This is a genomic window from Klebsiella sp. A52, from assembly GCF_018388785.1.
In the GTDB taxonomy this organism is placed as follows: Bacteria; Pseudomonadota; Gammaproteobacteria; order Enterobacterales; family Enterobacteriaceae; genus Klebsiella; species Klebsiella aerogenes.
In genome coordinates, this window is sequence record NZ_CP074437.1 from 476561 (window position 1) to 493492 (window position 16932).

General features: G+C 56.7%; 14 protein-coding genes and 1 riboswitch. Of the genes, 9 read left to right on the forward strand and 5 right to left on the reverse strand.

Annotated elements, in window-relative coordinates; translation table 11 throughout:
* The first annotated feature begins 5 nt into the window (after positions 1-5).
* Entirely contained in the window at positions 6-1220 is a 1215-nt protein-coding gene (locus tag KGA69_RS02210) for an MFS transporter (RefSeq protein ID WP_045389990.1), read from the forward strand.
* Between the two features lie 30 nt (positions 1221-1250).
* Positions 1251-2006 carry a type I 3-dehydroquinate dehydratase gene (aroD, locus tag KGA69_RS02215; protein WP_045389987.1) on the forward strand — a complete coding sequence of 252 codons (756 nt, stop codon included), beginning with the start codon at positions 1251-1253 and terminating at the stop codon, positions 2004-2006.
* 37 nt (positions 2007-2043) lie between these two features.
* Here aroD and KGA69_RS02220 read toward each other — a convergent pair whose 3' ends face one another.
* The gene (locus KGA69_RS02220) at positions 2044-2940 is read right to left on the reverse strand and encodes a LysR family transcriptional regulator (protein WP_045389984.1); all 897 of its coding nucleotides are present in this window, start codon (positions 2938-2940) and stop codon (positions 2044-2046) included.
* Between the two features lie 230 nt (positions 2941-3170).
* Here KGA69_RS02220 and KGA69_RS02225 point away from each other — a divergent pair, with 230 nt between their 5' ends.
* The gene (locus KGA69_RS02225) at positions 3171-4481 is read left to right on the forward strand and encodes an MFS transporter (RefSeq protein WP_213292771.1); all 1311 of its coding nucleotides are present in this window, start codon (positions 3171-3173) and stop codon (positions 4479-4481) included.
* A 45-nt stretch (positions 4482-4526) separates the two neighbouring features.
* On the opposite strand, the gene KGA69_RS02230 is transcribed toward KGA69_RS02225, so the two are convergent.
* Positions 4527-5711 carry a sugar efflux transporter gene (locus KGA69_RS02230; RefSeq protein WP_045389979.1) on the reverse strand — a complete coding sequence of 395 codons (1185 nt, stop codon included), beginning with the start codon at positions 5709-5711 and terminating at the stop codon, positions 4527-4529.
* A 163-nt stretch (positions 5712-5874) separates the two neighbouring features.
* Positions 5875-6027 (reverse strand): glucose uptake inhibitor SgrT, encoded by a 153-nt coding sequence (gene sgrT / locus KGA69_RS02235; protein ID WP_015704385.1) that lies wholly within the window; start codon positions 6025-6027, stop codon positions 5875-5877.
* Between the two features lie 87 nt (positions 6028-6114).
* Here sgrT and sgrR point away from each other — a divergent pair, with 87 nt between their 5' ends.
* From sgrR to thiQ, 4 genes are all read left to right on the forward strand, one after another.
* Positions 6115-7770, forward strand: coding sequence for an HTH-type transcriptional regulator SgrR (sgrR, locus tag KGA69_RS02240; protein WP_213292772.1), 1656 nt, complete (start codon positions 6115-6117; stop codon positions 7768-7770).
* A 37-nt stretch (positions 7771-7807) separates the two neighbouring features.
* Positions 7808-8027, forward strand: a riboswitch (TPP riboswitch).
* A 31-nt stretch (positions 8028-8058) separates the two neighbouring features.
* Entirely contained in the window at positions 8059-9042 is a 984-nt protein-coding gene (gene thiB / locus KGA69_RS02245) for a thiamine ABC transporter substrate binding subunit (protein ID WP_063447204.1), read from the forward strand.
* Positions 9018-10628 carry a thiamine/thiamine pyrophosphate ABC transporter permease ThiP gene (gene thiP, locus KGA69_RS02250; protein WP_047042718.1) on the forward strand — a complete coding sequence of 537 codons (1611 nt, stop codon included), beginning with the start codon at positions 9018-9020 and terminating at the stop codon, positions 10626-10628. Before thiB ends, thiP begins: the two co-directional genes overlap by 25 nt.
* Complete coding sequence (gene thiQ, locus KGA69_RS02255; RefSeq protein WP_045389969.1) at positions 10612-11313, forward strand: thiamine ABC transporter ATP-binding protein ThiQ; 702 nt, start codon at positions 10612-10614, stop codon at positions 11311-11313. Before thiP ends, thiQ begins: the two co-directional genes overlap by 17 nt.
* Here thiQ and KGA69_RS02260 read toward each other — a convergent pair.
* Both KGA69_RS02260 and araC read right to left on the reverse strand, forming a co-directional pair.
* Positions 11300-12067, reverse strand: a complete 768-nt coding sequence (locus KGA69_RS02260) for a DedA family protein (RefSeq protein ID WP_047042724.1) — start codon at positions 12065-12067, stop codon at positions 11300-11302. The two genes, thiQ and KGA69_RS02260, sit on opposite strands and share 14 nt — an antisense overlap.
* Positions 12068-12195: 128 nt before the next feature.
* Positions 12196-13041, reverse strand: coding sequence for an arabinose operon transcriptional regulator AraC (gene araC / locus KGA69_RS02265; RefSeq protein WP_045389966.1), 846 nt, complete (start codon positions 13039-13041; stop codon positions 12196-12198).
* A gap of 336 nt (positions 13042-13377) precedes the next feature.
* Here araC and araB point away from each other — a divergent pair, with 336 nt between their 5' ends.
* The gene (gene araB, locus KGA69_RS02270; protein ID WP_045389964.1) at positions 13378-15087 is read left to right on the forward strand and encodes a ribulokinase; all 1710 of its coding nucleotides are present in this window, start codon (positions 13378-13380) and stop codon (positions 15085-15087) included.
* A gap of 10 nt (positions 15088-15097) precedes the next feature.
* Positions 15098-16600, forward strand: coding sequence for an L-arabinose isomerase (gene araA, locus KGA69_RS02275; RefSeq protein WP_063447207.1), 1503 nt, complete (start codon positions 15098-15100; stop codon positions 16598-16600).
* The last annotated feature ends 332 nt before the right edge of the window (positions 16601-16932 follow it).

Genomic DNA, 16932 nt, shown 5'->3' on the forward strand with positions numbered 1-16932 from the left:
AAGAGATGAAAAACAAATACATCCCTACTGCGGCAGGGCTGTATCTCAACTACCTGATCCACGGCATGGGGGTGCTTTTAATCACCCTCAACATGGCCCATCTTCAGGAACAGTGGGGAACAGACGCCGCTGGCGTATCGATCGTTATCTCCTCATTAGGTATCGGTAAGCTGGCGACGATCGTGACCGGCTTTTTGTCGGATCGCTTTGGTCGTAAGCCCTTTATCTATCTTGGGATCCTCAGCTACCTGATCTTTTTCGTCGGCATTCTGCTGACCAAAAATATCTATCTGGCCTACGTGTTTGGCATCATGGCCGGTCTGGCGAACAGCTTCCTCGACTCCGGAACCTATCCGGCGCTGATGGAGTCGTTCCCGCACTCCGCCAGCCGCGCTAACGTACTCATCAAAGCCTTCGTTTCCGCAGGGCAGTTCCTGCTGCCGTTCATTATCAGCCTGCTGATATGGGCGAATCTGTGGTTCGGCTGGTCGTTTGTGATCGCGGCGGCACTGTTTGTACTGAGCGCAATTTATCTGCTCAAGATGCCGTTCCCCGACAGCCAGGCGGCCAAAAAGGAAGAGACTCCAACGGCGCAGACAGAAGCTTCCGCTAAGCCGCAAGCCAACAAACTGGATATGGTTGTCTTTACCCTGTACGGCTATATCGGCATGGCAACCTTTTACCTGGTCAGTCAATGGCTGGCGCAATATGGTCAGTTCGTGGTCGGCATGCCTTATGCCTCGGCGATCAAGCTGCTGAGCATCTACACCGTCGGTTCGCTGGTCTGCGTCTTCGTGACCGCCGCCTTTGTCAAAGAGGTGTTCAGCTCAGCGGTGGCCATGATCATCTATACCTGTCTGTCGATGGTCTCGCTGCTGTTAGTGTGCCTGTTCCCGACACCGGTGATGGTGACCGGCTTCGCCTTCGTCATCGGCTTTGCCGCTGCCGGCGGGGTACTGCAGTTGGGAGCGACCATCATGGCGATGAGCTTTCCGAATGGCAAAGGCAAGGCGACGGGGATCTTCTACACCGCTGGCAGCATCGCGAGCTTCACGATCCCGCTTATCACCGCCAGGCTTTCGCAGATTAGCATTGCCAGCATTATGTGGTTTGATTTCCTGATCGCCGTCATCGGCTTTGTGATCGCCCTGTACATCGGCTATCGTCAACTTCAGGCGCGCGCGGCGCAAAGAGTGTCCCGCACCAGCGTCACCGCCTGAGGTTCAACGACAACAATAATGGATACCTAGATGACAACTGCAGTAACCGTAAAGAACATCACCTTCAAGGAAGGCGAAACCTTAATTTGCGTACCGCTGATCGGAAAAACGCTGGATGAGCTGCTGACTAATGCTCAGGGCCTGGTTGACGCCGGCGCTGATATTATCGAATGGCGCGTTGACCATTTTACCCACGTCCGGGAAATCCCCCAGGTGCTGGCCGCGCTGGCGGAAATCCGCCATACGCTGAAAGCTCTGCCGCTGCTGTTCACCTTCCGCAGTAAGAAAGAAGGCGGCGAAACGGAAATCAGTGACGAAGCGTACTTTGAACTTAACCGCCAGGCGGCGCTAAGCGGATTCGCCGATGTTATCGACATCGAGCTGTTTAACGATGAAGCGCAAATTCGCGCGCTGGTGAACGACGCCCATCAGGCCGGCGTAAAAGTGATCATGAGCAACCATGATTTCCATAAAACGCCGGCACAGGAAGATATTATCTATCGCCTGCGTCGAATGCAGGATCTGGGTGCCGATCTGCCGAAGATCGCGGTGATGCCGCAGTCGCCTCAGGACGTACTCACTCTGCTTTCCGCCACGCTGACCATGAAAGAGAAATATGCGACGCGCCCGCTGATCACCATGTCGATGGGCAAATCCGGCGGCGTGAGCCGGGTAACCGGTCGCTTGTTCGGTTCAGCGATGACCTTTGGCACCGTCGGCCAGGCCTCCGCGCCGGGCCAGATTGCCATTGCAAAGCTGCGTGAGCTGATGGACATACTGTCCTGATAACCATGCCGCCCGGAGCCAGTCTCCGGGCGCTTACTCAGTTGATTCTCTGGCTATCATTAATAATGACGTTTTTAAATGATTGAATCGCTGAGGAAAGTACCCTTTCCTTCATCGTTGCCAGGTAGATATAACGAGGGGGAATCTCATTTTTTATTTTCAGAATGTGCACGTTATAATTTGCCAGCGCGGAGATCCTCGGCATAATCGCAATGCCATAATCGATGCTAACTAACCCCGCCATCGCGGTATCTTCATCGACGTAGCAGGCGATATCCGGCACCAGTTTTTGCTGCATGAAGACATTATCAATAAAAGGCCGCAGACCGCTGTTTTCTGAGAAGTAGATATAGGGATAGTGAATCGTCTCAACCAAATCGACCTCATTTTCATACAATCGGGCAAGCGGGTGATCTTTCGCCGTCACCACCACCAGCTCCTGCTGAATGATGGGAATAAAATCGATGTCTGGTTCATCGGCAATATATGAGCAAATCGCCAGATCGGTTTTTCCTGCCTTTAATGCTTGTAATAACGAAAGTGAAGTGCCTTGCGTGAAGGAAAAAGTCACCTTGTGACTGGATGGTGAATTAGTGTATTTATTAATTAACTGCGGAACAACAAATTCACCCATCGTATAAATAAAGGCGATACGAATATTCTCTTTCTTTTCACTATCATTGTTTTGCAGCGTCAGGCGCCCATTCTCTAAAGAAGCGAGCGCATCTTCCACATAGGGTAAAAAACGTTTACCGCTTTGCGTAATTTTGACGTTGCGGCCTTTTCTGGCGAACAGCGCCACACCCAACTCCTTCTCCAGCTCAGATATGGCGTGGCTTAACGAGGGTTGAGTGATGAACAGGCTGGATGCCGCCTCGGTGTAATGTTCCGTCTCGCTCAATCGCTTAAAATAATAAAGTTGCTTCAGGTTCATTATTTTTGTCCGTATAATATAAGAATAAAACCACTGCGCCTAATATACCATGCGGCAGGTGGATAATACGCTACAACGAGCCAATATCAGATTCCCATCAAATATTATTTGATATTTTCTTTTGTGCGTAACAAGGCGTTGTCATTCATAGACACAGTCTATGAATCATTAGAGTATTTCTGCATGCATTAATACATGCAAAAATATTTTAAACTTTAAAGGAAATCTATATGTGTATACCTGACTCTCAGGGTAGCCTGGCGTCATCGCCCGGCGCGCTAAAAAGAAGCAGAACGCGTATTTTTATTTTATCGCTCTTATCGCTGGGTACGATGATTAATTATCTCGATCGTACCATTCTTGGAATCGTTGCTCCAAAATTAACCACTGAAATCCATATCGACCCGGCGATGATGGGCATTGTTTTTTCCGCTTTTGCCTGGACTTATGCGCTGGCGCAAATTCCTGGCGGCATGTTTTTAGACCGTTTCGGTAATAAATTGACCTACGCCCTGTCCATCTTCTTTTGGTCGCTGTTTACCCTGCTGCAAAGCTTCTCGCTGGGGCTGAAATCATTGCTCCTTCTGCGTCTGGGGCTAGGCGTCAGCGAGGCACCCTGCTTCCCGGCCAATAGCCGCATCGTCAGCAAATGGTTCCCCCAGCATGAACGGGCCAGAGCCACCGCTACCTATACAGTAGGCGAATACATTGGGTTAGCCGCCTTCTCGCCATTGTTATTTTTAATCCTGGAACATCATGGCTGGCGCACCTTATTTTTTCTAACCGGCGGGCTAGGAATTTTATTCACCTTCGTATGGTGGCGTTTTTATCATGAGCCGCATGAATCGAAAACGGCAAATAAAGCAGAACTGGATTATATTGGCGCCGACCAGGTTGCCAATAAGAGTGAAAACATTCCATTTAACTGGCGTGATGCCAGGCGGCTACTGTGCTGCCGACAAATTATCGGCGCCAGTCTGGGGCAGTTTGCTGGTAACACTACGCTGGTCTTTTTCCTTACCTGGTTCCCTACTTATCTGGCCAACGAACGCCACTTGCCGTGGTTTCACGTGGGCTTTTTCGCCACCTGGCCATTCCTGGCCGCCGCGGTTGGCATCATCTTCGGCGGCTGGCTTTCCGATAGGCTACTTAAGCGTACGGGCTCAGCCAATATAAGCCGAAAACTTCCAATAATTTCTGGATTATTGCTTTCCAGCTGCATTATCGCCGCCAATTGGGTGAGCGCGAATTCGACGGTAATTATTATTATGTCGATCGCTTTCTTTGGTCAGGGAATGGTTGGTCTGGGCTGGACGTTAATATCTGATATTGCCCCGGATAATATGGCTGGGTTGACCGGCGGTATATTTAATTTCTGCGCCAACCTGGCATCAATTATCGCGCCACTCATCATTGGCGTGATTATATCAGCCACCGGTAACTTCTTTTACGCCCTCATTTACGTTGGAGTGACCGCCCTGATCGGGGTGATTGCCTACATCTTTATCATCGGCGACATCAAGCGAATCGTACTGAAGTAACGCTCTCTCCGCGCCGGGCCAGCATGGCCGGCGCGGAAGATTGACTTAAATATCTTTCACCCGGCTGGTCAAAAACAGCGTCAGCAGCGAAATCGCCGCGATTGTCCAGTAGACGCTGGCGTGACCATAGCTTTGCGACAGCGCCCCCTGAATCACCCCGGCCAGAATAACCCCGGTGGAGATACTGTTGGTAAACAGCGTGGTCGCCGCCCCGGCGCGCCCCGGCATCAGGTCCTGGAACCACAACATGCCGATCCCCGCGATGATACCAATAAAGATGGCGTTGAATAGCTGCAGCGCCAGCAGCGCCGTGCGGCCATGGAACATAATCAGCCCCACATAGAACAACACGCCGGCGGCGACTGCCGCCACCATCATTTTGCGTTTACCCCAACGCTTAACGTAGTAGCCGGCCAGGATCATCGCCGGAATTTCAAGACCGGCGGCCGTGCCCATCAGTATCCCCGCCAGGCTATCCGGCAGGCCAAGATCGCTACTGATCCACAACGGCATATCGATGATATACATGGTGTTGCAGGTCCACATCAGCGTTGAGGCGATAAATAGCATGCGGACGTTTTTATCGCGCCAGCCGCCTTCCAGTTCCGGCAGGCTGCTGCCTTCCTGCAGTTGCGTCACTCGCGCCACCGAAGGCAGCTTAAAGGCAATCAGCGCCAGGCTGATGACAAAAATCCCGGCGGCGATGGAAAACATGGTCGTAAAGCCATAATTCAACGCCAGCATAAAAGCCAGCGGCGGGCCAATGACCCACGCCAGCGACAGCTGGGCGCGCATCACCGAGCTGAACATCACCACTTCGCGAGCAGAGCTATCAGCGTATTCGCGGGCAAGAGCAAACAGCTGCGGCATTGCCGCATTGGCGACCGACGCCAGCATCACGCCACAGGTGATAAGCGTCAGATAATGGCGGTTGAAAGCGAACAGCAGCGCGTTACCCACCGCCATCAGGCAGCAGAACATAATTAACCGCCGACGATCGCCGCGGCTATCGGATCGTTTGGCCAGCGCCAGGCTCACCAGGATACCGGCAATCGCATTCACCGTATAAAACAGGCCGACCCAGAACGGCTGCGCGCCGACTTCACGACTAAGAAATAGACTGAGCGTCGGCGCCTGCAGCGCCCCGGCCACGCCCATCATAAAAGCCACCAGCATAAAGGCGGCGTAGACGCCGTTTAACCGTCGCCCCATCGTCATCAACCACAGCATGAAATATCCTTAACACACGCGAAGTAAACGAAAAAAGCCAGCAGAAGCAATCTGCTGGCGGGTGATTCTATACTCTGTGGATTTCGAGTTGCAGCCAATGCGCTTGCAGCCTGAAAGACGGCGAGTATAACACCAATACTCAGTCACACATGATGTCGGCAAGTCAACGATCGGAGGTCGGCGACGTAACTCCCCACTGCATCAATTCCTCCAGCATTTTCTGCTGCCTTCCTGCTAACTGGCGGGCCAGCCAGGACGCGCCCTGCGTCGCAGAAAAGTACCGTTGATAGAACTGCTTAGTGGTTGACCTCGTCATATTCATCTCCTTACTTCATCGAGGTTCATTATTGGCTTAATATAGGAACTCATAAATTGCTGAGTTTTCGTCAGGAGTTCCTCTTTTATGCCTTCCAGCCGTCTGCAACAACAGTTCATCCGCCTGTGGCAATGCTGCGATGGCAGGTCGCAACAGACCACCCTCAACGAACTGGCGGAAATGCTCAGTTGTTCGCGCCGCCATATGCGCACCTTGCTCAATCTGATGGAAGCGCGCGGCTGGCTTGCCTGGGAATCCGAAGCCGGGCGTGGCAAGCGCTCCAGGTTGACCTTCCTTTATACCGGTCTGGCGCTACAGCAGCAGCGCGCCGAAGATCTGCTGGAGCAGGATCGCATCGATCAGCTGGTACAACTGGTAGGTGATAAAACGGCGGTCAGGCAAATGTTGATCTCCCATCTGGGACGCAGCTTCCGCCAGGGGCGCCACATCCTGCGCGTGCTCTACTATCGGCCGATGAAGAATCTGCTGCCCGGCAGCGCGTTGCGCCGTTCGGAGACCCACATCGCGCGGCAAATTTTTAGCGCTTTGACGCGGGTAAATGAGGAAAATGGGGAACTGGAGGCCGATATTGCCCACCACTGGCAACAAATTTCGCCTAATCACTGGCGCTTTTTCCTGCGTCCCGGCATTCATTTCCATCATGGCCGCGAGCTGGAGATGGCCGACGTTATCTCTTCGCTACAGCGCAGCAGCGAACTGCCGCTATTTTCCCATATTGAGCGCATCGTCTCGCCGACCGCCTGGACGCTGGATATTCACCTCAGCCAGCCGGACCGCTGGCTGCCCTGGCTGTTAGGGCAGGTCCCGGCAATGGTGCTGCCGCAGGAATGGCGCACGATGGATAATTTTTCCAGTCTCCCCGTCGGTACCGGCCCTTACGCGGTCGCGCGCAATAATCAAAATCAGTTGAAAATCCATGCCTTCGAAGAATATTTCGGCTACCGGGCGCTAATCGATGAGGTTAACGTCTGGGTGCTGCCGGAAATTAGCGAAGAACCCAACGGCGGTTTAACCCTGCAGGGCAATACCGAAAGCGAAAAAGCCGTAGAGAGCCGCCTGGAAGAGGGGTGCTATTACCTGCTCTTTGATAGCCGCAGCCCGCTGGGCGGCAATGATGACGTGCGCCGCTGGTTAAGTTATCTGTTCCAGCCCGCCAACCTGCTGTATCACGCCGGCGAACACTATCAAGGCAACTGGTTTCCGGCCTACGGTCTGCTGCCGCGCTGGCACCACGCCCGCAGCCATGCCTGTGAAAAACCAGTCGGCCTCGAGTCAGTTACCCTCACCTACTATCGCGATCACGTGGAACATCGGGTCATTGGCGGGATCATGCGGGCGCTGCTGGCGGAACATCAGGTAAAGCTGAACATTCAGGAGCTGGAGTACGATGACTGGCATCGCGGCGAAACGGTGAGCGATATCTGGCTAAACAGCGTCAACTTTACGCTGCCAATAGATTTCTCCCTGTTCGCCTATTTATATGAAGTGCCGCTCATACATCACTGTATTCCCATCGACTGGGAGGCAGACGCCAACCGCTGGCGCGCAGGCGAGTTCAACCCGGCGACCTGGAGCCAGCAACTGCTGGAGAAACAGCATATTGTCCCGCTGATCCACCACTGGCTAATGCTTCAGGGCCAGCGCAGCATGCGCGGCGTGCGCATGAACACTCTCGGCTGGTTTGACTTTAAATCGGCGTGGTTCGCCCCGCCGGAGCCCTGAATGCTTTGCGTCAACTAACAAAATCATTACACTATCGCCGTTCTCAACGGGGTGCTAATAAACATACGCAATATCATTCAAGTTGCATCAAGGCAGCAAGCGGGTGAATCCCCTGGAGCATAGATAACTATGTGACTGGGGTGAACGCGCGGAGCTAACGCAGATGCGGCTTGAAGGATGAAGCGTATGGGCTGAGAAAATACCCGTCGAACCTGATCCGGATAACGCCGGCGAAGGGATTTGAGGCCTACTCAAAATCCTTTGCCTCCCCATATACTGAGGTGCAAAGTGTTGAAAAAACTGCTTCCCCTGCTGGCGCTGGTCGCCGCCCCGGTCTTTGCTAAACCGGTCCTGACCGTATACACCTACGATTCATTCTCTGCCGACTGGGGTCCTGGCCCGGCGGTTAAAAAGGCATTTGAGGCCGATTGCGGCTGCGAACTGAAATATGTCGCCCTCGAAGATGGCGTCTCGCTGCTTAACCGGCTGCGAATGGAAGGCAAAAACAGCAAAGCCGATGTCGTGCTTGGCCTTGATAACAATTTGCTGGCAGCGGCGGCGCAGAGCAAACTGTTTGCCAAAAGCGGCGTGCCGGCCAGCGCAGTCACCGTACCCGGCGGCTGGGATAACGATACTTTCGTGCCTTACGACTACGGCTACTTCGCCTTCGTGTATGACAAAAACAAGCTGAAAAACCCGCCGAAAAGCCTGAAAGAGCTGGTCGAGAGCCCGCAGAAATGGCGCGTGATTTATGAAGACCCGCGCACCAGTACGCCGGGGCTCGGCCTGCTGCTGTGGATGCAAAAGGTGTATGGCGATAAGGCGCCGGAAGCCTGGCAGAAGCTGGCGGCCAAAACCGTCACCGTCACCAAGGGCTGGAGCGAAGCCTACGGCCTGTTCCTGAAAGGCGAAAGCGACCTGGTGTTGAGCTATACCACCTCGCCGGCTTATCACCTCATCGAAGAGAAAAAAGATAATTATGCGGCGGCGGACTTTACCGAAGGCCACTATCTGCAGGTTGAAGTCGCCGCGCGTACCGCCGCCAGCAAGCAGCCGGAACTGGCGGAGAAGTTCCTGAAATTTATGGTCTCGCCTGGCTTCCAGAACGCGATCCCCACCGGCAACTGGATGTACCCGGTAACTCAGGTCGCGCTGCCGGCCGACTTCAATAAGCTAACCAAACCGCAAACCACGCTGCAGTTCACCCCGCAGCAGGTCGCCGCTGAACGTCAAAACTGGATCGGTTCATGGCAACGCGCCGTCAGCCGCTAAGTTTCGGCTGGCTGATCCCCGGCGCCGCGGCGGCCTGCTTACTGGTCATCGTGGCGCTGGCGGCGTTTCTGGCGCTGTGGCTGGAAGCGCCGCAGGCCCCCTGGCAGACGATCCTCAGCGATAGCTATCTCTGGCACGTCGTTCGTTTCTCTTTCTGGCAGGCTTTTTTGTCGGCGCTATTTTCGGTGGTGCCGGCGATATTCCTTGCCCGCGCCCTGTATCGCCGCCGCTTTCCGGGGCGCACGCTGCTGCTGCGCCTGTGCGCGATGACGTTGATCCTGCCGGTTCTGGTGGCGGTGTTCGGCATCCTCAGCGTCTATGGCCGCCAGGGGTGGCTCGCCGCGCTGTTCCACGCCCTCGGCTGGCAATGGGATTTCTCACCATACGGCTTACAGGGCATCCTGTTGGCCCATGTGTTTTTTAATATGCCGATGGCGACCCGCCTGCTGCTGCAGGCGCTGGAAAACATTCCCGGCGAACAGCGGCAGATCGCCGCACAGCTCGGCATGCGCGGTTTCGTCTTCTTCCGCCTTGTGGAATGGCCGTGGCTGCGTCGGCAGATCCTGCCGGTGGCTACGCTGATTTTTATGTTGTGCTTCGCAAGCTTCGCCACCGTGCTGTCACTTGGCGGCGGGCCGCGGGCCACCACCATTGAGCTGGCTATCTATCAGGCGCTAAGCTTTGATTACGACCCGGCGCGGGCGGCGCTATTAGCGATTATTCAAATGGTCTGCTGTCTTGGGCTGGTGCTGCTGAGCCAGCGCCTGAGCAAAGCCGTGGCGATCGGCGCCAACCAACTGCAGGGCTGGCGCGACCCCGATGACCGTCTGCATAGCCGCCTGTGCGATTGCGCGCTGATCGCGCTTGCTCTATTGTTGTTGCTGCCGCCGCTGTTAGCGGTAATCGTCGATGGCCTCAACGTCAATCTGCCGAAGGTGCTCGGCCAAGCCGCGCTATGGCAGGCGCTGTGGACCTCGCTGCGTATCGCCCTCGCCGCCGGTCTGCTTAGCGTTATCCTGACCATGATGCTGCTATGGAGCAGCCGCGAACTGCGGGCCCGCAATCTGCCGCTGGCCGGGCAGACGCTGGAGCTCAGCGGCATGCTCATCCTCGCCATGCCGGGGATTGTGCTGGCAACCGGATTTTTCCTGCTGCTCAATAACAGCGTCGGCCTGCCGGAATCCGCCGACGGCATCGTCATCTTTACCAACGCGCTGATGGCAATCCCCTATGCCCTGAAGGTGCTGGAAAACCCGATGCGCGATATTGCCGCCCGCTACGGCGCTTTGTGTCAGTCGTTGGGGCTACAAGGTTTTAACCGGCTGCGGGTAGTGGAGCTACGGGCGCTGAAACGGCCGCTGGCGCAGGCTTTGGCTTTCGCCTGCGTGCTGTCTATCGGCGACTTCGGCGTGGTGGCGCTGTTCGGCAATGAATCCTTCCGCACGCTGCCTTTCTATTTGTATCAACAAATAGGCTCCTACCGCAGCCAGGACGGCGCGGTCACCGCGCTCCTGCTACTGTTGCTGTGCTTTATCCTTTTTACCTTGATCGAGAAACTACCGGGACGCGATGCTAAAACTCAATGATGTCACCTGGCTGTATCAGCATTTGCCGATGCGCTTTACGCTCAGCGTCGAGCGCGGAGAACGCATCGCCGTGCTCGGTCCCAGCGGCGCCGGCAAAAGCACGCTGCTGAATCTGATCGCCGGTTTTCTGCCGCCGGCCAGCGGCAGCCTGCTGATCGACGGCGAGAAGCATAACGCCACGCCGCCGGCGCAGCGTCCGGTTTCCATGCTGTTTCAGGAGAACAACCTGTTTAACCATCTCACCGTCCGGCAGAATATTGGCCTAGGCATCCACCCCGGCCTGAAGCTGAACCGCGAGCAGCACGCGCAGGTCACGGCGATAGCCGGGCAGATGGGAATGGATACGCTGCTGGATCGCTTGCCTGGCGAGCTTTCCGGCGGTCAGCGGCAGCGAGCGGCGCTGGCCCGCTGTCTGATACGCCAACAGCCGGTGCTGCTGCTTGATGAACCCTTCTCGGCGCTCGATCCGGCGCTGCGTCAGGAGATGCTGACGCTGGTCGCCGATGTCTGTCAGCGGCAACAGTTGACGCTGTTGATGGTGTCGCACAGCGTGGAGGATGCGGCGCGCATTGCGCCTCGTTCCATCGTAGTGGCCGAAGGGCGCATTGCCTGGGACGGCGCCACTGACGATCTGTTGAGCGGCAACAGCAGCGCCTCGGCGCTGTTGGGAATTAACGCGAAATGACCTTATGCAGGATCTCAAGGTAGACCGGCATCAGGGGATGGCGGAAAACAAACGTTAGCGCCGCTACCGCCAGCGCCGCCATCAACGGCGCCAGCCACAGCAGGCGTCCGCGCGGTAGCCAACGGGTCAGACGATCGCCGGAGGTTTTCGCGCTCCGCCACAGTCGCCAGCACAGCCAGCCCGCCAGCCACGCCAGCAGCGCCGCGCCCAGCAGCAGCCATTTGAAGCTGGCGCTGTTTTCATCGGCAGGAATATCAATCGCCGCCCCCGCCAGAATACCGGGGAGGAAATAGAGCGGCGGCCAGAGCAGGCAGCCAATAATATTCGGCAGCACAAACTTCGCCACCGGCAGGTCGAGCATCCCGGCGACCATTGGCACCAGCGGCCGCGTCGGCCCGACAAAGCGGCCGATCAGTATCGTCACCATGCTGTGCTGGTGCAGCGCGTGTTCGGTTTTCTCCAGCAGCGCGCGATTTTTTTTCATAAACGACCAGCGGTGTAACGGCTTTTTAAAGCGCCAGCCGAGCCAGAATGAGATCCAGTCTCCCAACAGGCAGCCGACAATCCCCGCCAGCCACGCCTGCCAGAAGTTAACTTCGCCGCTGCCGATGAGCGCCCCCAGGCCAGCCATCATGACCGTGCCGGGTAAAATAAGCCCCACCAGCGCCAGCGACTCAAGAAATGCCACCAGCATCACGGCTATCAACGAGTAGACCGTGGATTGGGTGATAAAGTGTTCCAGCAATGCCTGCATAATGTACCCGGTTAAAAAACGAAGCCCGGATTCTCCGGAGCCGTCACGTCGTCGTCAAGCCACCAATTGTCTTAATAGTTTACTGGCTGTGACATTTAAGCGGGTCATCATTTCACTTTCTTTACTTTTTATTCACATCCTGCGCGAAATTCACTGGGGCTGGCCCCGGTACATTTTTTAAAGACCCGCGAAAAATAGAGCTGATCTTCGAAGCCAACGTTGCGGCCGACGCTGGCAATTGGCATCCGGGTGGTACTCAACAGCAGTTTGGCCTGGCTAATTCGCTGATCTTCCCGCCAGCCAAGTACGCTTATCCCCAACTGCTGGCGAAACAGGTGCGACAGACGCGAAGGCGACAGGCAGACATGTTGAGCGACGCTGGCGATATCAAAATGGCTGTCCGCCAGATGGTCGCTGATGTACTGGCAGGCATCGCGCACCCGGTTATCCAGCGGCGGATGCAGCGATTCGTTAATCGCCTCCATGCGCCGCAGTAGCAACTGTTCCAGCAGGTTAATCGCCAGCAGTTCGGAATAACGTCCCGCCCCCTGACCGGCATCGACAATCTGCCCGAAGAGCTCGCCAAACCGCGCCTGCCACTGTTCATCCGGGCGGAAGAAACCGGTCTGAGCGAAGATCGTCGGCCAGTTAAGCCATTCGTGCCAGTAGGCGCGCGGACGGAAATAGACCCACTGGTGATACCACTCGCTGGCGTCGGGATGGCGGCCATAGTGATGAATCTCCCCCGGCGGAAACAGCAGCATATCGCCGGGGCGACAAACGAACTGTTCGCCGTGGTTGTTAATCACCCCCTCGCCGCGGATCGTCAGGTTGAGAATATAGCCTTTCATGCCCAGCGGGCGGTCGATAAAGAAATCGAGATAACCCTGCGCCTCAATCGGCGTCAGGCCGGTGACCAGATGAGCGTTAAAGGAATAGCCCGGAAGCAGCGGATCGTTTTGCGTTTCGGCCATAAGCGTCGTTCTCCACGAGGTATTTTTGACACCAATTGTCCATATTCATCATTTTATCGCCATCCGCGCCGTTGCGACTGCGATACCGGTGGGAATTTAGACAAAAACCCGCACAGTGAGCGAAAAAAGCGCTACCAGCACGCATTTCGCGTTGATCCAGCGCATAACAAAAGTGTCTATAAATACGGCAGGAAAGTCCACATCGAATATTTGCACGGCGTCACACTTTGCGAGGTGACAGCAATATAGTCCATAAGATTAGCGAATACGGCCTGACGGATTTGGCCGGGGATATCTACTGTTGCTGCATGAATGATTTCAGCATGGAGTAACAAGATGGCAATTGCGATTGGCCTCGATTTTGGTAGTGACTCAGTACGCGCGCTGGCGGTGGAATGCGCTACCGGCGCGGAGCTGGCCGCGAGCGTAGAGTGGTATCCACGCTGGCAGGAAGGGCTGTTCTGCGATGGGCCGAATAACCGCTTCCGCCATCACCCGCGCGATTATATTGAATCGATGGAATCGGCGCTAAAAAGCGTCCTGGCGGCATTAAGCGCAGAACAACGAGCGATGGTGGTCGGTATCGGCGTCGACAGCACCGGTTCAACCCCGGCGCCGATTGATGCTGACGGTAACGTGCTGGCGCTGCGCGAAGAGTTCGCCGACAACCCGAACGCCATGTTCGTACTGTGGAAAGACCATACCGCGGTGGAAGAGGCGGAAGCCATCACCCGCCTGTGCCACACGCCGGGTAAAGAAGATTACTCGCGCTATATCGGCGGCATCTACTCCAGCGAATGGTTCTGGGCCAAGATCCTCCACGTCACTCGCGAAGATAGCGCCGTCGCGCAGGCCGCGGCATCGTGGATTGAGCTTTGTGACTGGGTGCCCGCCCTGCTCTCCGGCACCACCCGCCCGCAGGATATCCGCCGTGGTCGCTGCAGCGCCGGGCACAAATCGTTGTGGCACGAGAGCTGGGGCGGACTGCCGCCCGCCAGCTTCTTCGACGAACTCGACCCGATTATCAACCGCCACCTTGCCTGGCCGCTATTCCGCGACACCTGGACTGCGGATCTCCCCGTCGGCAACCTGACCGCCGAATGGGCGCAGCGCCTCGGCCTGCCGGAGACAGTGGTGATTTCCGGCGGCGCCTTCGATTGCCATATGGGCGCGGTCGGCGCCGGCGCACAGCCTAACGCATTGGTTAAAGTTATCGGCACCTCCACCTGCGACATCCTGATCGCCGATAAACAGAGCGTGGGCAACCGCACGGTGAAAGGTATCTGCGGCCAGGTGGACGGCAGCGTGGTGCCGGATTTCATCGGTATGGAGGCCGGTCAGTCCGCCTTCGGCGATATCTATGCCTGGTTTGGCCGTATCCTCGGCTGGCCGCTGGAACAGCTGGCCCAACAGCACCCTGAATTGCGCGAGCCAATCAAAGCCAGTCAAAAACAGCTGCTGCCTGCGCTCACCGAAGCCTGGGCCAATAATCCGTCCCTCGATCACCTGCCGGTGGTGCTGGACTGGTTCAACGGCCGCCGCACGCCGAACGCCAACCAGCGGCTGAAAGGCGTTATTACCGATTTAAATCTGGCCACCGACGCCCCGGCGCTGTTTGGCGGGCTCATTGCCGCCACCGCCTTCGGCGCCCGCGCCATTATGGAGTGCTTCACCGATCAGGGCATTCCGGTCAATAACGTGATGGCGCTCGGCGGCATTGCGCGTAAGAACCAGGTCATCATGCAGGCCTGCTGCGACGTCCTGAACCGCCCGCTGCAGATTGTCGCCTCCGATCAGTGCTGCGCGTTAGGCGCCGCCATCTTCGCCGCCGTCGCCGCGGGCGTCTATCCGGATATCCCCGCCGCGCAGCGCAACATGGCAAGCGAGGTGGAAAACACCCTGCAGCCGCGCGCGCAGCAGGCGCAACGTTTCGAACAACTGTATCAGCGCTACCAGCAGTGGTCGGCTAGCTCGGAACAACACTATCTCCCTTCGGCTGCAAAGGCGGAAAACGCCCCGCAATCTCCGGCAGCGCTCACCCATTAAGGATACGAAAATGACGATTTTTGATAACTATGAAGTGTGGTTCGTAATTGGCAGCCAGCACCTGTATGGCCAGGAGACCCTACGCCAGGTGACGAAACATGCCGAACATGTGGTGAATAGCCTGAATGCGGAAGCAAAACTGCCGTGCAAGCTGGTGCTGAAACCGCTCGGCACCACGCCGGATGAAATCACGCATATTTGCCGCGACGCCAACTACGATGATAAATGCGCCGGATTAGTGGTCTGGCTGCATACCTTCTCACCGGCGAAAATGTGGATTAACGGCCTGACGCTCCTCAACAAGCCGCTGCTGCAATTCCATACCCAGTTCAACGCCTCTCTGCCGTGGGACAGCATTGATATGGACTTTATGAACCTCAACCAGACCGCGCACGGCGGCCGCGAATTTGGCTTTATCGGCGCGCGCATGCGCCAGCAGCACAGCGTCGTCACCGGCCACTGGCAGGATAAAGAAGCGCACCAGCGCATCGGCGCGTGGATGCGTCAGGCGGTTTCGAAGCAGGATACCCGTCATCTGAAAGTGTGCCGCTTCGGCGATAACATGCGCGAAGTGGCGGTAACCGATGGTGATAAAGTGGCGGCGCAGATTAAGTTCGGCTTCTCGGTCAACACCTGGGCGGTCGGCGATCTGGTGCAGGTGGTGAATAGCATCAGCGACGGCGATATCAACGCGCTGGTCGATGAGTATGAAAGCAGCTACCGCCTGACGCCAGCGGCGCAGGTGCACGGCGATAAACGCCAGAACGTACTGGACGCCGCGCGCATCGAACTGGGGATGAGGCGCTTCCTTGAGCAAGGCGGTTTCCACGCCTTTACCACCACCTTTGAAGATCTTCACGGCCTGAAGCAGCTGCCGGGTCTCGCCGTACAGCGCCTGATGCAGCAGGGTTATGGCTTTGCCGGCGAAGGCGACTGGAAAACCGCCGCTCTGCTACGCATCATGAAAGTGATGTCGACCGGTCTGCAGGGCGGCACCTCTTTTATGGAGGATTACACCTATCACTTCGACAACGGCAACGATCTGGTGCTGGGCTCGCACATGCTGGAAGTGTGCCCGACTATCGCTACCGCCGAGAAGCCGATCCTCGACGTCCAGCCGCTGGGAATTGGCGGTAAGGCCGATCCGGCGCGTCTGATCTTCAACACCCAAACCGGCCCGGCGATCGTCGCCAGCCTGATTGATTTAGGCGATCGCTTCCGCCTGCTGGTCAACACCATCGAAACCGTCGCGACGCCGCACGATCTGCCGAAGCTACCGGTGGCCAACGCGCTGTGGCAGGCACAGCCGGATCTGCGTACCGCGTCGGAAGCCTGGATCATCGCCGGCGGCGCGCACCATACCGTCTTCAGCCATGCGCTAACCCTCGACGATATGCGCCAGTTTGCCGAGCTGCAGGATATTGAGCTGACCGTCATCGACAACGATACCCGCCTGCCGTCGTTCAAAGACGCGCTGCGCTGGAATGAAGTCTATTACGGTTCAAAACGCTAAGAGGCCGCCCCTCACCCTAACCCTCTCCCCAGCGGGGAGAGGGAACCGACCGAGCGCGGTGTCGCCTTTATCCCACTCCCTTTGGGAGAGGGTCGGGGCGAGGGAACCGACCCTCGCGGTGTCAACTTTCTCCCTCTCCCTTTGGGAGAGGGTCGGGGTGAGGGAACCGACCGGCGCGGTGTCAACTTTTTCCCTCTCTCTTTGGGAGAGGAGTGGGGAGAAGGAACCGACCGGCGCGGTGTCATCTTACTCCCTCTCCCTTTGGGAGAGGGTCGGGGTAAGGGAACCGACCGGCGCGGTGTCATCTTTCTCCCTCTCCCTTTGGGAGAGGG

Coding starts and splice junctions, on each gene's coding strand:
- KGA69_RS02210 (WP_045389990.1), top strand. CDS start 6: ATGAAAAACAAATACATCCCTACTGCGGCAGGGCTGTATCTCAACTAC.
- aroD (WP_045389987.1), top strand. CDS start 1,251: ATGACAACTGCAGTAACCGTAAAGAACATCACCTTCAAGGAAGGCGAA.
- KGA69_RS02220 (WP_045389984.1), bottom strand. CDS start 2,940: ATGAACCTGAAGCAACTTTATTATTTTAAGCGATTGAGCGAGACGGAA.
- KGA69_RS02225 (WP_213292771.1), top strand. CDS start 3,171: ATGTGTATACCTGACTCTCAGGGTAGCCTGGCGTCATCGCCCGGCGCG.
- KGA69_RS02230 (WP_045389979.1), bottom strand. CDS start 5,711: ATGCTGTGGTTGATGACGATGGGGCGACGGTTAAACGGCGTCTACGCC.
- sgrT (WP_015704385.1), bottom strand. CDS start 6,027: ATGACGAGGTCAACCACTAAGCAGTTCTATCAACGGTACTTTTCTGCG.
- sgrR (WP_213292772.1), top strand. CDS start 6,115: ATGCCTTCCAGCCGTCTGCAACAACAGTTCATCCGCCTGTGGCAATGC.
- thiP (WP_047042718.1), top strand. CDS start 9,018: ATGGCAACGCGCCGTCAGCCGCTAAGTTTCGGCTGGCTGATCCCCGGC.
- thiQ (WP_045389969.1), top strand. CDS start 10,612: ATGCTAAAACTCAATGATGTCACCTGGCTGTATCAGCATTTGCCGATG.
- KGA69_RS02260 (WP_047042724.1), bottom strand. CDS start 12,067: ATGCAGGCATTGCTGGAACACTTTATCACCCAATCCACGGTCTACTCG.
- araC (WP_045389966.1), bottom strand. CDS start 13,041: ATGGCCGAAACGCAAAACGATCCGCTGCTTCCGGGCTATTCCTTTAAC.
- araB (WP_045389964.1), top strand. CDS start 13,378: ATGGCAATTGCGATTGGCCTCGATTTTGGTAGTGACTCAGTACGCGCG.
- araA (WP_063447207.1), top strand. CDS start 15,098: ATGACGATTTTTGATAACTATGAAGTGTGGTTCGTAATTGGCAGCCAG.